The organism is Cognatishimia activa (assembly GCF_017798205.1).
Taxonomy (GTDB): Bacteria; Pseudomonadota; Alphaproteobacteria; order Rhodobacterales; family Rhodobacteraceae; genus Cognatishimia; species Cognatishimia activa_A.
Window position 1 is genome coordinate 2,347,037 of the sequence record NZ_CP060010.1, and the last position, 14,049, is coordinate 2,361,085.

At 57.1% G+C, this 14,049-nt stretch carries 11 protein-coding genes; 5 read left to right on the forward strand and 6 right to left on the reverse strand.

Going from position 1 to position 14,049, the window contains the following annotated elements; genetic code table 11:
• Window positions 1-66 precede the first annotated feature (66 nt).
• From HZ995_RS11515 to HZ995_RS11535, 5 genes are read left to right on the forward strand one after another with little or no spacing between them, the layout of a single operon-like run.
• Window positions 67-1,998, forward strand: coding sequence for a TRAP transporter permease (locus tag HZ995_RS11515; RefSeq protein ID WP_209355796.1), 1,932 nt, complete (start codon window positions 67-69; stop codon window positions 1,996-1,998).
• The gene (locus HZ995_RS11520) at window positions 1,995-3,563 is read left to right on the forward strand and encodes a sulfatase family protein (protein WP_209355797.1); all 1,569 of its coding nucleotides are present in this window, start codon (window positions 1,995-1,997) and stop codon (window positions 3,561-3,563) included. Before HZ995_RS11515 ends, HZ995_RS11520 begins: the two co-directional genes overlap by 4 nt.
• Window positions 3,564-3,575: 12 nt before the next feature.
• Window positions 3,576-5,057 (forward strand): aldehyde dehydrogenase family protein, encoded by a 1,482-nt coding sequence (locus HZ995_RS11525; protein ID WP_209355798.1) that lies wholly within the window; start codon window positions 3,576-3,578, stop codon window positions 5,055-5,057.
• Complete coding sequence (locus HZ995_RS11530) at window positions 5,057-5,980, forward strand: ketopantoate reductase family protein (RefSeq protein ID WP_209355799.1); 924 nt, start codon at window positions 5,057-5,059, stop codon at window positions 5,978-5,980. Before HZ995_RS11525 ends, HZ995_RS11530 begins: the two co-directional genes overlap by 1 nt.
• Entirely contained in the window at window positions 5,977-7,656 is a 1,680-nt protein-coding gene (locus HZ995_RS11535; protein ID WP_209355800.1) for a thiamine pyrophosphate-requiring protein, read from the forward strand. Before HZ995_RS11530 ends, HZ995_RS11535 begins: the two co-directional genes overlap by 4 nt.
• A 113-nt stretch (window positions 7,657-7,769) precedes the next feature.
• Here the strand turns inward: HZ995_RS11535 and HZ995_RS11540 are convergent, their stop codons facing one another.
• From HZ995_RS11540 to HZ995_RS11565, 6 genes are all read right to left on the reverse strand, one after another.
• Window positions 7,770-8,288 carry a hypothetical protein gene (locus tag HZ995_RS11540; RefSeq protein ID WP_209355801.1) on the reverse strand — a complete coding sequence of 173 codons (519 nt, stop codon included), beginning with the start codon at window positions 8,286-8,288 and terminating at the stop codon, window positions 7,770-7,772.
• Between the two features lie 81 nt (window positions 8,289-8,369).
• Complete coding sequence (locus HZ995_RS11545) at window positions 8,370-10,157, reverse strand: sodium:solute symporter family protein (RefSeq protein WP_209355802.1); 1,788 nt, start codon at window positions 10,155-10,157, stop codon at window positions 8,370-8,372.
• 3 nt (window positions 10,158-10,160) lie between these two features.
• Entirely contained in the window at window positions 10,161-10,418 is a 258-nt protein-coding gene (locus HZ995_RS11550; RefSeq protein ID WP_209355803.1) for a DUF4212 domain-containing protein, read from the reverse strand.
• 55 nt (window positions 10,419-10,473) lie between these two features.
• Complete coding sequence (locus tag HZ995_RS11555) at window positions 10,474-11,160, reverse strand: adenylate kinase (protein ID WP_209355804.1); 687 nt, start codon at window positions 11,158-11,160, stop codon at window positions 10,474-10,476.
• A complete protein-coding gene (acs, locus tag HZ995_RS11560; protein ID WP_432417991.1) occupies window positions 11,160-13,040 on the reverse strand; it encodes an acetate--CoA ligase in 1,881 nt (626 codons plus the stop codon). The genes HZ995_RS11555 and acs overlap by 1 nt, the downstream gene beginning before the upstream one ends.
• A 504-nt stretch (window positions 13,041-13,544) precedes the next feature.
• Window positions 13,545-14,015: a hypothetical protein gene (locus HZ995_RS11565; RefSeq protein WP_209355806.1), complete on the reverse strand. Its 471-nt coding sequence runs from the start codon at window positions 14,013-14,015 to the stop codon at window positions 13,545-13,547.
• Window positions 14,016-14,049: the final 34 nt, after the last annotated feature.

A 14,049-nucleotide genomic window follows, 5' to 3' on the forward strand; every position in this document is an offset into this window, starting at 1 on the left:
TCTCGAAGGCGGCACAGAGCTGCCGCCTTCACTCAGCGACCCAAAATTTTCTTAAGGAGACGTGCCATGGCTGATCAGGCCGCGCACCAAGGAGCTATGCAGAGAAACATTCTGCTGGTGATTGGTTTCTTTTTTGCACTACTGGGATTTTTCAATGCTCTTCCTGACCTAGGCCCTATCCGGTCTCCTTTCGGGATCATCGGCGCTGAAACCCTTCACCCACTTGTCCTCGCAGTCGGGCTTGTGATCGCCACCATCAGCATCTCGCGTTTTTCCAGCAACCCTCGCGATGTCGCTGTGACAGGTTTTAACTTCACGCTTCTGGTCGCAGGTCTTTACGCCCTCTATGACTACAACGTCGCGATGATCGAGTTGAACGAAGGTCTGTTCTTCTTTGACGCGCGCCACGCTTGGATCTCGGTCATTGGCTGTATCATCATCCTGTATTTCTGCTGGCGCCTCTGGGGTCTGCCTCTTGCCATTGTTGGCGCGGTAACCCTGCTGTATTTCTTCTTTGGTGAAAACGCGCCAGGCATTCTGGGCCACGCGGGATCTGATTTCATCGAAGATACCCCACCAGAGCTTTGGTATAACACCGGCGACGGTGTCCTTGGTAAGATCCTTGGTATTCTGATCGGCACCATCTTCCCGTTCATCATTATGGGCGCGGTTCTCGAAGGCACCGGCGGTGGTCATTCCATGATCAAACTGTCCTTCCATGCGATGCGCCGCTTCCGTGGTGGCCCTGCACACGCAGCGATCATGGCGTCCTCACTCTTTGGGACGATCTCGGGCTCTGCAGTATCTAACGTGGTTGGCACCGGTGTTATCACCATTCCAATGATCAAAAAGCGCGGCTTCTCTCCGGCCTTTGCGGGCGGCGTCGAAGCAACAGCCTCGACCGGTGGTCAGATTATGCCTCCGATTATGGGTGCCGCTGCACTGGTTATGGCGGACTTCATCGAGCTGGATTACTTGCTGATCATCACAGCCGCGATCATCCCTGCGATGGCCTATTACGCATCGCTCTTCACAACCGTTGTGTTCGAAGCACGTTCCCTGAACGTCGGCGAGACCGCGGAAAGCGAGATGGATCCGATCACTGGGCAGGACTGGATCAACCTGATCCTTGTTGTTGTGCCGATCTCCACCGTTGTCTTCTGTCTGATCGCAGGCTTCTCGGCTGCTGGTTCCGCGATGATCGCTCTGTCGATCCTGCTGGTGATCAGCTTCCTGAACCCTGAAATGCGCAAACGCCCACTGACCGTGGCCGAAGCCTTTGCCCGCGGCGGCACGACCTTTGGTCGCCTGCTGATGGCGATCAGCACCGTTGGTATCATCGTGGCTGTTCTGGGTGCGACCGGTCTGCCTCTGGAATTCGCGAAAGTGATTAGCCAATCTGCAGGCGATAACCTGCTGGTCGCTCTGATCTTTGCGGCTCTGGCTGCTCTGGCGTTGGGGATGGGCATGCCGACACTGCCGGCGTATCTGACCATCATCATCATCCTTGGGCCAGCACTGACCTCTCTGGGTCTGACAGATCTCGCAGCGCACTTCTTCGTGTTCTACTTCGGTGTTGCATCCGCAATCACGCCTCCGGTCGCGATGGCAGCTTTCGCTGCGGCGTCGATCTCTGGCGGTGGTGCGATCGGGACTGCCGTGGCCGCAACGCGGATCGGTATCGTGATCTTTGCGATCCCATTCATGTTCGCCTTCAACCCAGAAATGCTTCTGGTGGCCGAAGGTGGCGCTGAATTCGCGATGGGTCCGTTCCTCTACATGATCGTGCGTCTGATGCTGTTGATCTACATGCTGGCCTCTGCCGCCTCGCGGTTTGACAAAGCCCGTATGCCTGCCTGGGAATCCCTAGCACGTGCAGCGGTCGGTCTGGCGCTGATCAGCCCAGTCATCGCGATCAGCGGTGCAGCGATTGTCGCAAGTGCGGCTCTGATCTTCCTGCACTACACGGTCCTGAACCGGAAAGAGGCGACAGCATGAGTGACCGCCCAAATATCCTCTACATCATCACTGACCAGCACCGAGCCGATTGGCTCGGGTGCGCCGGCCACCCGGTGGTCAAGACGCCAAACATCGACAAGCTCGCCGAGCGTGGAACCCGGTTTACCCAGTTCCACGTGACCACCCCGGTCTGCATGCCGAACCGTGGGGCGATCTTTACCGGGCGCTATCCGTCGGTGAATGGGCTGAGGCATAACGGGCTGCCGCTTCCGGCTGACGCAAATACCTTTGTCGATATCCTGCGTGACGCAGGGTATCGCACCGCCGCCATCGGCAAGAGCCACCTGCAACCCTTCGGCCATACCCCAGCGGTGCGCACGGACGAAGAGCGGGTTGCCAACGACCATTTCCCCGAAGCAAAGAAATGCGATGGGGGCAAATACACACACGAACATCCCAGCAATTATGAAACTGGGGAAATGTTCGAATTCCCAAAGCCATACTATGGGTTCGATCACGTTCGCATGGTCACGCATCACAGCGACCAATGTGGCGGTCACTACCTGCAATGGCTGCGCAGCAAGTCCAACAATTGGGCGAGCTATCGTGACCGCAACAATCAGTTGCCACATGATTACACGGTGCCTCAGGCCTACCGGATGAAAACTCCGGAAGAGCTCTATCCGACCTCCTACATCAAGGAAGAGGCCAAGGCCTATCTGGCAGAGCAAAAAGACAGCGAAGATCCGTTCTTTGCCTTTGTCTCCTTCCCGGATCCGCACCACCCGTTCACGCCGCCCGGTAAATATTGGGACATGTATGATCCCGAAGATTTCGACGTCGATCTGCCATATGAGGCCCATAAGAACCCTCCACCGCAGCTCGCGCGCTGGAAGGAGCTGATGGATCAGGGCGAAGTGCCCAAGAACGAGCAGCAGTCCTTCATGGCGTCAACACAGCAGGTCAAAGAGGCTATGGCCCTGACTGCGGGCATGATGACGATGATTGACGACGCTGTCGGCGAGATCCTCGAGTCTCTTGAGGCCGCGGGTAAGCTCGACAATACGATCATCATCTTCAACTCCGACCACGGCGACTATATGGGCGCGTTCAATCTGTTGTTGAAAGGCCCGTTTGCGCATGACTCTGTGAACCGGGTTCCCTTTATCTGGGTCGATCCAACCCAAGAGGGCGGTAAGACGGCGGACGATCTCGCGGCCTCTGTCGATATCGCGCCGACGATCCTGGAACGCTGTGGGCTGACGCCGTACTACGGTATTCAGGGACGTTCGTTCCTGAACCAGATCAAAGGCGGCGAGGGCGCGCGGGACTTCGTGCTGATCGAGCATGAGGAAAACAAGGTTTATCCGGGTTTGGACAAGCGGCCGAACATGCGCCATCTGGTCACCGACACCCATCGCATGACCGTCTACAAAGACCTCGATATGGGCGAGCTCTATGACCGAGAGGCCGACCCGAACGAGACCAAAAACCTGTGGGATTGCCCCGAGTCCGCCGCGGCAAAATCCAGCATGATGTTCACCCTCAGCCAAGCCATGCTCGACGCCATCGAACGAGGGCCCTGGCCGAAACATTTCGCGTAAAGGAAAGTACCAATGACCAAAGAATTGAAGAACCTGATCGCTGGAAAATGGGTCGGGTCTGAGAAGACTTTTGAAAAGCGCAGCCCTTTCAACGGCGAAGTCGTTGCGACCGTGCACGAAGCCACACAAGAGATGGTGGACGAGGCGGTTACCAAAGGCCGCGAAGTTTCGATTGGTGCGCGGGCGAATGAATGGGGCAATATGCCTCTAAAGCAACGCCTTGCGATCATTCATGATTTCTCGGATCGCTTGCTGAAACGCGTTGATGATCTGGTGGAGGCCGATGTGGCCGATACTGGCCGCAGCTATTGGCAGGCGTGCAACTTTGACGGTGCGAGGGCGGCCAACCTGTTCCGCGCCTATGCGGATCTGGCAGTGTCGCTTGAAAACCGCTCCAAGACCTTTCAGGGCGAGATGGGCTTTCAGGGTCTGTGGTACACAACCCGCCGTCCAAAGGGCGTGATCGCAGCAATCTGCCCCTGGAACGTGCCTTTGCTGATGGCCTCCATGAAGGTCGCGCCGGGCCTCGTGATGGGGAACTCGGTTGTTTTGAAACCATCTGAAGAAACCCCAAGCTCGGCCACCGTGTTGGCCGAAGTCATCGCAGAATCCGACATCCCAGACAGTGCCTTTTCTCTGGTGCACGGCTTTGGTGTTGGCAGCGCAGGGGCCTTCCTGACCGCGAACCCGCAGGTCGATGCCATCACCTTCACAGGCGAAACCGGCACCGGCACCGCGATTATGAAAGTCGCGGCAGATGGCATGCGCGGCGTATCTCTGGAACTGGGCGGTAAGAATGCCTCTCTGGTGTTCGAAGACGCGGATATGGACAAAGTCGTCGAGGGCACAACGCGGTCTGCCTTCTTTAACTGCGGCCAGATCTGTTTCTGCACCGAGCGCGCCTATGTGCATCGCTCGCGTTATGACGAATTCGTTGAACGCATGACCGAGGTCGCCAATAGCATCGTCATCGGCGATAAAAACCACGATGGGTTCAACATCGGCCCCTTGGTCAGCCATGGCCACCGTGACAAGGTGAAAGAACTGCTGGACACGGTCAAAGAAGACGGTGGCGAGTTCGTGGCTGGCGGCGGCATCCCTGAATTCGGCGACGAGCGCGACAATGGCGCCTTCATCCAGCCGTCGATTGCGGTCGGCCTGCCTGAAGATGCGCGTTTTGTGAAAAACGAAGCCTTTGGCCCGGTTCTGCACGTGGCACCATTTGATACCGAAGAAGAAGCCATCGCGCTAGCCAATGACACCGTTTACGGCCTTGGGACCTGCATCTGGACGGAAAACATCAGCCGCGCACATCGCGTCGCGCCGCGTATTCGTGTCGGTCACGCTTGGGTCAACTCCTGGCAGATCCGCGACCTTCTGAGCCCGCTCAGCGGGGCGGGGGCCTCTGGACTTGGTGAAGAAGGCGGCAAGCTGAGCCTTGAGTTCGTCTCGCAGCCTCAGACCGTGACCGTTCGGATCTTCGGAGAAGACTGATGAAAATCGGCATTCTCGGTTCAGGTGCTTTGGGATCCGCTGTCGGCGGCTCCTTGGCGCTGGCCGGGAATGACGTCGAGCTTTGGGACATCAATGAAGCTCATATGAAAGCGGTCAACGACAACGGGCTGAAGTTCGATGCCGTTGACGGCAACCATGTCATACCACTGTTTGCCTGCCGACCCGAAGAGGGCCATGCGCAAGACTTGATCATTCTGATGACCAAGACCTGCGACAGTGACGCCGCTTTGAAATCCGCGCGCCGCCATATCGAGGCTGGGGCGATGGTGATGTCGGCGCAGAATGGTCTTGGAAATGAAGTGCGTTTGGCCGCGCATGTGCCTCAAGAACAATTGCTTTATGGTTGCACAATGATGCCTGCACGGTTTCTTGATTATGGCCATGTGGCCAGCCAGGCGGTGGGCCGGATCGTCTTTGGTGCAAAGAACGAGGTTGCTTCAGAGAAAGCAGCCCAGTTCGCTCAGACGTCTGCGCATTTTACCCTAGAGTTCGCACCGGACCGCGCGGATACCGTCATTTGGCAAAAGGCCGCGTTTAATTGCGGGATGAATGCTGTGAATGCGCTGACCGGCGGTCGTGTTAAATCGATGGCCAACAACCAGGACGCACGCGATCTGGTACAAGCGGTCGCCAGCGAAGTGGTCGCCGTGGCGCGTGCAGGCGGCGTGAGTGCAGAATACCAGCCGGTGTTTGACCATCTGGCGAACTCCATGGCCAAACACGGCGAACATAAAGCCTCGATGCTGCAAGACATCGAAGGTCGCCGTCCAACAGAGATAGACAGCCTCTGCGCCGAAGTTGCGCGGCAAGGCGAAGACCTTGGCGTGCCAACGCCTCTCAACAAAACCCTCGCGACGCTGGTGACATTAAAAAGCGACGTATTGAATGGAGATTACCTATGACTGAACAAGTTTCCGCAGGCGAAGCGATCCTGCGTTCCCTGAAATCCAACGGGGTCGACTATCTCTTTATCAATCCGGGTTCGGACTTTGCACCTGTGATCGAGACCTACGCCAAGACCGGCGGCGAAGAGATCCCAGAAGCCGTCACCGCCGCGCATGAAAACGTGGTTGTGACCATGGCGCATGGCTACTACCTCGCAACCGGCAAAATGGCGGCTGCTGCAGTGCACGTGAACGTAGGCCTGGCCAACGCCGCAATGGGTCTTTTGAACGCGCATTCCGATGATGTACCAATCTTTATGATGTCCGGCCGCAACCCTCTGACTGAGGGGCAGCGCATGGGCAGCCGCCACACACCGATCCAATACGGTCAGGAAATGTTTGACCAAACCGCTATCGTGCGTGAAGCGGTCAAATGGGATTATGAATTGCGTTACGCTGAAAACGCAGCCGATCTTGTCAGCCGAGGTTCTTCGGTTGCACGTATGGAACCGCAGGGCGCCGTCTACCTCTCTCTTCCTCGCGAACCCCTTTGCGAACTGACGGATATGCCGGGAGCTCCCACCCAGGTTGCCCCTGCGGTTCCATACCCAAATCCGGATGCGATTGCGGATCTTGCCGCGAAACTGGCTGCGGCCAAGAATCCGCTGATCATTTGTTCGCGTGGTGATGTCGACGGCGAAGTCTCTGCCGAGATCATGGCGATTGCAGAAGAGAACTCAATCGCTGTGTCCGAAGTTTTTGTGACCCGCAACGTCCTGCCAACCGATTGGAAAAACGGTGTTGGCGGCAATATCGCAGCGCATATTCCTGATGCGGATGTCGTGCTGGTCGTCGACGCAAGCGTGGCCTGGATCGAAGCCAAAGCCAGCCCGAATGCAGATGCAGAGGTCATCCATATGGGCCCGGACCCTATGTTCACGCGGATCCCGGTGCGGGGCTATAAAACAACCGCAGCGATCCCATGTAACACGGTTGCGGGCCTAAAGGCGCTGCGTGCCGCACTACCTGGTCAGCCCAACGCCACACGTCAGGAAGAGATCGAAGCGCGCCACGCGAAGTTCCGAGAGCGTATGACGTCCAAAGTCGAGCAGGGCTCTCAGGGTTTGGCCAACAAGCCTTGGATCGCAAAGTGTATTTCTGACATTCTGGGCGACGGCACCGTGTTTGCCGAGCGCGGCGGCCCATTGCCGCTTTATAATGTCAAAGGTCCAAACCAATGGTTCGGTAACGCACAGGCCGGTGGTCTGGGCTGGGGCCTTCCTGCAGCACTTGGCTATCAACTGGCCAATCGCGACAAGCTGACCGTCTGCGTAATTGGTGATGGTTCGTATATGTTTGCCAACCCAATCGCATGCCACCAGGTTGCGTCAGCACAGCATCTGCCTTTGCTGACCATCATCCTGAACAACGGCAGCTGGGACGCGGTGCGGATTTCCACTTTGGATATCTACCCAGACGGCGAGGCATCCAAAGCCAACCACGTGCCAATGGTGCCGTTTACTCCGACCCCAAGCTATGGCGACATCGCGGGTGCCTCCGGTTGCTATGCTGAAACTATTGAAAAGGCAGAGGATTTCCCAGCAGCATTGCAGCGCGCACTGAAAGTGATCCAGGAAGAGAAACGTCAGGTTCTTCTGGATGTGCATGTCGGGATGGACGACGGCGAAAAGTAAGCGCGTCAAATCTAACGAAATAATGGGGGTGCCACGGCGCCCCCTTTTTGCTTTTGTCGTCGTCTATTTGAAGGGCGTATGGCGCGTCAAAACATGCTTGCGAGGGCCGAGTCTCAGGCCGCGCAGACCAGCTTTAGCAATGGATCATCTGACTTCAAAGCCTGCCAGTCGGCGTCCTCAACAGTGCCATCGGCAGCAAAGTTTGCACCATCGATCAGCAGAGCAGACCGAGCGCTTGCACAGTCAAACAAGACCGGCGCTTGGCTGATCGGCGACCAACGGCCAAAGAAGTAAAGGTCGGTCAGGCGTTGGTCCGGCAGGTTCGTATTGGTGCGCGTGGCGGCCGTATCCACGGCGGCAAAGCGTTTGGTGTATGGCCAGACTTGCGTCCAGGGACGCAACCAGCTTTGCTCATCGACCTTGGTGGCGATCACCACACCCTCGGGCAAGTTTTCCGCGGTGCGGTCAAACCATGTGTATTCATTGGAGATCGTCATACCGATCATGCCGGCTCCGGCGGCAACGGGCATGAGCCATTTTGGCAACCTACGGCCCAAAGCGATGTTCACAAGCATGGCGATCCCGGCGCAGGCGATACCTGCAAAGATTGTGCCGATCAACTCTATGAACATGGGATTAGGTCTCTTGGTTTAGGGGGTATGCGTAAAGCGGGGAGGGCACCGCCGCAAGTGCTGCGGCGATGCCTATGTTGTTTAGTGACCGTCGACCGCGCCACCCGCACCGCGTGGGATGCGTACGCTTTCGACCAGATCTTTGATCTCCTGTGGGGTCTCTTTGGTCATGCCAGACACGACATACGCGACACCAAAGTTCACCGCCGCGCCGATGACGCCGAAGGAGGTGGACTTCACTGGGCCAAGCAGCGGGTCCGCATCCGTGAAGGAGTTGGTGCCCGGTACAAAGAACCAGCCTTTGTGCAGGAAGATGTACAGCAGCGTGACAACCAGACCTGCCAGCATGCCCGCAACCGCGCCCGCGTTGTTGATGCGGGTCGAGAAGATCCCCATCATCAGCGCCGGGAAGATCGAGGCAGCGGCAAGGCCAAAGGCCAGGGCCACGGTTTGCGCTGCAAAGCCTGGAGGGTTCAGGCCAAGCAGAACCGCAACCACGATCGCCGCTGCCATAGACAGACGCGCTGCCATCAGTTCAGAGCGTTCAGACATATTTGGTGTCAGCTGACCTTTCAGCAGATCATGCGACACCGCCGAAGAGATTGCCAGCAACAGACCCGCTGCCGTGGACAGCGCCGCCGCCAGACCACCAGCCGCGACCAGACCGATCACCCAACCAGGCAGGTTTGCGATTTCTGGGTTCGCGAGAACCAGAATGTCACGGTTGAATTTGGTCAGCTCGTTGCCGGCCCAGCCGTTGGCTTCTGCTTTAGCTTGTAAGTCCGCACTCTTGTCGTTGTAGTACTGGATCTTGCCGTCGCCGTTCTTGTCTTCCCAATCCAGCAGACCGGTTTTCTGCCAGGTTTCCATCCAGGCATACTCAGGGTCCGTTTGGATTTGCTCGACGCTCACAGCTTCGCCATCCGTGCCATTTGGCCACATCAGCTCTGAGATGTTCAGACGCGCCATCGCACCCACCGCAGGAGCGGTCAGATAGAGCAGGGCGATGAACACCAGCGTCCAACCCGCAGACCAACGTGCATCAGAAACCTTAGGAACGGTAAAGAAGCGCATGATCACGTGGGGCAGACCCGCAGTACCGATCATCAGAGACAGGGTGAAGAGCACCATGTTGATGGTCGAGCCATGCGCGGCTGTGTATTCCTTAAAGCCCAGATCAGTGACGATTTGGTCCAGTTTCACCAAGAGTGGCTCGCCAGAACCGGTGTGCTCACCAAAGAGACCCAGCGCAGGGATCGGCGTGCCTGTCAGCTGCAGCGAAATAAAGACCGCAGGGATTGTATAAGCGGTGATCAGAACGCAATACTGCGCCACCTGCGTATAGGTCACACCCTTCATGCCGCCGAAAACAGCATAGGCGAAAACCACACAAGAGCCGATCAGCAGCCCCCAGAAGGCGTCGATTTCAAGGAAGCGGCCAAAGGCAATGCCCACGCCCTGCATCTGACCGATCACATAGGTGATAGAGGCAACCAGCAGACAGATCACAGCCACCAGACGCGCGGTCGGGGAATAGAAACGGTCGCCGATGAATTCAGACACAGTGAACTTGCCGAACTTCCGCAGGTAAGGGGCCAGCAGAAGCGCCAGCAGCACATAGCCGCCAGTCCAGCCCATCAGGAAGGACGAGTTGTCATAGCCGGTGAAAGCAATCAGGCCCGCCATCGAAATAAACGATGCCGCAGACATCCAGTCCGCTGCCGTCGCCATACCGTTGGTGACAGGGTGAACGCCGCGACCCGCTGCGTAGAATTCCGAGGTGGATCCCGCACGGGCCCAAACCGCGATGCCGATGTAAAGCGCGAAAGAAGCGCCTACAAACAGCAGGTTAAGAGTAAACTGATCCATAATTTAGTCCTCGTCCACGCCGAATTCGTGATCCAGCTTGTTCATCCGCCAGGCGTAAAAGAAGATCAGCGCCAGAAAGACCAGGATCGAGCCTTGCTGGGCGAACCAGAAGCCAAGATCGCTGCCGCCGACAGAGATGCCGGACAGCATGGGGCGCAGGAGAATCCCGAACCCGAAAGAGACCAGCGCCCAGATAATAAGGCTGATCCGAATGAGCCGCACATTGGCTGCCCAATATGCGTTGTTGTCGTTTTGGGACATGATTAGAAAGTCCTCCTTCTTTTTCCCACCGCCCTCGTTGGGGGCCTTTTGAGCATTATTGAGTGGCGTTGGAGACCACATTGCTCAGGTTGGACGCGATCTCCTCAATCGCCCCCATTGCATCGATGCGTGTGAGCGCATCGGCATTCTCGTAATAGGCAATCAGCGGCGCGGTCTGCGCGTGATAGGCCGTCAGGCGCTGGGCGACGGTCTCTGCCTTGTCGTCCGCGCGCCGTTTCATGTCTGTGGAGCCGCATTTGTCGCAGGTGCCTGCGGTGGCGGTTGGCTTGAATGTTTCGTGATAGCCTTCGCCGCAATTGCCGCAGGTAAAACGTCCCGAAATCCGTTCGACCATGGCGCTGTCATCAACCTCGAGGCTGATGGCAGCGTTGATTTTCTGGCCCCGTTTCGCGAGCAGATCGCCAAGCGCATCGGCCTGCACCGTGGTGCGCGGGAAGCCATCAAGGATCACGCCCTTGGAGCAGTCTGGCTCATCTAGCCTGTCTGATAGGATCGCGATCACGATGTCATCGCTCACCAGCCCGCCGGCCTCCATCACGGCTTTCGCCGCTCTGCCAGCCTCGGTGCCCGCAGCAACCGCTGCGCGCAAGAGGTCTCCGGTAGAAAGTTGGACCAAACCAAAGCTCTCTTCGAGCATACGGGCCTGCGTGCCCTTGCCGGCCCCGGGAGGGCCAAGCAGGATCAGAACAGGGGCGACGGCGGGGGTGTTCGCGCCGTCCATTATGCGTCCGCCCGGTTCATGCGGTTGGCGATCAGATCGTCAACGACCGACGGATCCGCGAGTGTCGAGGTATCGCCCAAAGCGCCGAAATCGTCCTCCGCAATCTTGCGCAGAATACGGCGCATGATTTTGCCGGAACGTGTTTTCGGCAGGCCTGGTGCCCATTGGATCAGATCCGGCTTCGCAATTGGTCCGATCTCTGAGCGGACCCAGGTTTCCAGCTCTTTGCGCAGCGCGTCGGATGGCTCTTCGCCGTTCATCAGGGTGACATAAGCATAGATGCCTTGCCCTTTGACGTCGTGCGGATATCCGACCACGGCGCTCTCGGCGACTTTGGCATGTGCGACCAGCGCGCTTTCCACCTCGGCCGTGCCCATCCGGTGGCCCGAAACGTTGATCACGTCATCGACGCGACCAGTGATCCAATAGTCGCCATCTTCGTCACGACGACAGCCGTCGCCCGAGAAATAATAGCCTTTGTAATCCAAGAAATAAGTCTTCTCGAACCGCTCGTGATCGCCCCAGACCGTGCGCATTTGACCGGGCCAGCTGTCTTTCATGCAGAGCACGCCTTCGACGCCATTGCCCTCGATGATTTCGCCAGAAGTTGGTTCCAGTACAACGGGTTGCACGCCAAAGAAAGGCTGTTGCGCAGCACCCGGTTTAAGGTCCGTTGCTCCGGGGAGGGGAGTGAGCATGTGACCACCGGTTTCGGTCTGCCAGAAGGTGTCTACGATGGGGCAGTTCCCTTTGCCGACAACCTCGTTGTACCAGTTCCAAGCTTCTGGGTTGATCGGTTCACCGACCGATCCAAGAACACGCAGATCAGAGAGATCGTGCTTTTCAACCCACTCATTGCCTGCACCCATCAAGGCACGGATCGCGGTGGGGGCTGTATAGAATTGATTGACTTTGTGCTTGGCGCAGACTTCCCAGAAACGACCTGCATCAGGATAGGTTGGGACGCCCTCGAACATGATCGTGGTCGCGCCATTGGCCAGCGGGCCATAGACGATATAGCTGTGGCCCGTGACCCAGCCCACATCCGCCGTACACCAGAAAACATCGCCCTCGTGATAGTCAAAGGTGTATTGATGCGTCATCGATGCATAGACCATGTAGCCGCCGGTCGTATGCACGACGCCCTTGGGCTGGCCGGTCGAGCCGCTGGTGTAGAGGATGAACAGAGGATCTTCGGCGCTCATTTCCTCGGCGGGGCAGTCGTCGGAGGCCGTCTCCATCAGAGCATTGCAATCGTGATCGCGGTCAGTCCATGCGACCTCGCCACCGGTGCGTTTCACCACCAAACATTGCACCGAGTCCTTGCAGGTCGCCAGAGCGGTATCTGCGTTGGATTTCAGCGGTGTTTGACGGCCGCCCCTAGGTGCAAAATCAGCGGTGATGAGGAGTTTTGCGTCGCATCCGTTGATACGCGCACCTAGGGCGTCCGGGGAGAAACCCGCGAAAACGATAGAATGAATGGCCCCGATCCGCGCGCAGGCCAGCATCGCATAGGCGGCCTCGGGGATCATCGGCAGATAGATTACCACGCGGTCGCCTTTTTCAACGCCAAGCCCTTTCAGGACATTGGCCATCTTGCTCACCGAGCGATGCAGATCCGCATAGGTGATATGGAGCGATTCTGTGGTGTTGGGATCATCCGGCTCCCAGATGATGGCGGTTTGATCGCCACGTGTCGCCAGATGACGGTCCGTGCAATTGGCGGCTGCGTTCAGCGTGCCGTCCTCAAACCAGCGGATGTCGATATTGCCGGGTTCAAATGAGGTGTTCTTTACTTTGGTAAAGGGTTTGATCCAGTCAATGCGCTGACCGTGCTCGCCCCAAAAGGCGTCTGGATCGGTCACAGACGCCGCGTACATTTGCGCATATCCGTCGGCGTCTACATGGGGTTTGGGTTGGGTTTTCGGTGCTGGCTGCGCGTTAATTTCCGCGCCAGAAACTACGTCTGACATGAATGTCTCCTCCAAAATCTTCGCCTCTCCCAAAGCGAATTGCCGCATCGCGGCATCTGAGGGTGAGCATACATACAGTTTTGTAAATTTCCTCAAAGTCATTCACATCGTTGCGTTTTTTTGTAAAAATATTCATGAAATTAACGAATTTATCGTAATTAATTTTACAAGCTGTGCGGATTTCCACGAAAATTCAGATGGTTAGAAAATCGAGCGCGCAATAATGTTGCGCGCTGGGTTGCGCATTTGTGCGCAGCGCTTAGCTTCTGGCGTGACCGGGCGCGGGGGCTGAGGGGAGTGCTTGAAAAATTGAACACTCCGGACGTGCTGCAAGCGCCTAAACCACGGCGCTGAAACGCGTATATATACTCTAATGGCTCAGCCACCAACGGAGCTCATGTTTGAGGGCTTCTAGTGTTTTGGCGACTCACCCAGATCAAAGGTGACGCCAAAGGAAGCGGTCAGTTTGACGCTATTGCCGTTGCCGGGGAAGAGCTGTGTGAAGACATTTTTGTATCGCAGCGAGGCTCCTGCAATCGCGACGATATCGCCTTGCGAGAACCGAAATCGATCCGCGTAACCGGGATAGGTCGCAAGACCGGTGAAGAGCGACAGCTCAAAGTCGTCTTTATAAATCAGAGGGGCCCCAACGGTAGCGGCTGTTGAAAATCCGCCATAAGAATTGCGAAAGGCACCAACTGTATAGCCAAGGTGCTCGCCTTCCCATGTCAGAAAAAGTCCAGGATTGATCTGTTCGAAGTCTTTGTCGCTGATATGTGCGGATCCCAGCGAAATCCACGCGCGGTCTGGATCTGCGACTCCCGCGGTGGCTGAAACCGTTGCCAAACTAAAAAGAGCAAAGAGCGTGCGGAGCTTTTTCATTGCGTGTTCCGATAAAGAGAGAGCGAAGGCTTAA

Bases quoted from the DNA above. Each gene is read 5' to 3' on its own strand.
- HZ995_RS11515 (WP_209355796.1), top strand. From the start codon at position 67: ATGGCTGATCAGGCCGCGCACCAAGGAGCTATGCAGAGAAACATTCTG.
- HZ995_RS11520 (WP_209355797.1), top strand. From the start codon at position 1,995: ATGAGTGACCGCCCAAATATCCTCTACATCATCACTGACCAGCACCGA.
- HZ995_RS11525 (WP_209355798.1), top strand. From the start codon at position 3,576: ATGACCAAAGAATTGAAGAACCTGATCGCTGGAAAATGGGTCGGGTCT.
- HZ995_RS11530 (WP_209355799.1), top strand. From the start codon at position 5,057: ATGAAAATCGGCATTCTCGGTTCAGGTGCTTTGGGATCCGCTGTCGGC.
- HZ995_RS11535 (WP_209355800.1), top strand. From the start codon at position 5,977: ATGACTGAACAAGTTTCCGCAGGCGAAGCGATCCTGCGTTCCCTGAAA.
- HZ995_RS11540 (WP_209355801.1), bottom strand. From the start codon at position 8,288: ATGTTCATAGAGTTGATCGGCACAATCTTTGCAGGTATCGCCTGCGCC.
- HZ995_RS11545 (WP_209355802.1), bottom strand. From the start codon at position 10,157: ATGGATCAGTTTACTCTTAACCTGCTGTTTGTAGGCGCTTCTTTCGCG.
- HZ995_RS11550 (WP_209355803.1), bottom strand. From the start codon at position 10,418: ATGTCCCAAAACGACAACAACGCATATTGGGCAGCCAATGTGCGGCTC.
- HZ995_RS11555 (WP_209355804.1), bottom strand. From the start codon at position 11,160: ATGGACGGCGCGAACACCCCCGCCGTCGCCCCTGTTCTGATCCTGCTT.
- acs (WP_432417991.1), bottom strand. From the start codon at position 13,040: ATGTACGCGGCGTCTGTGACCGATCCAGACGCCTTTTGGGGCGAGCAC.
- HZ995_RS11565 (WP_209355806.1), bottom strand. From the start codon at position 14,015: ATGAAAAAGCTCCGCACGCTCTTTGCTCTTTTTAGTTTGGCAACGGTT.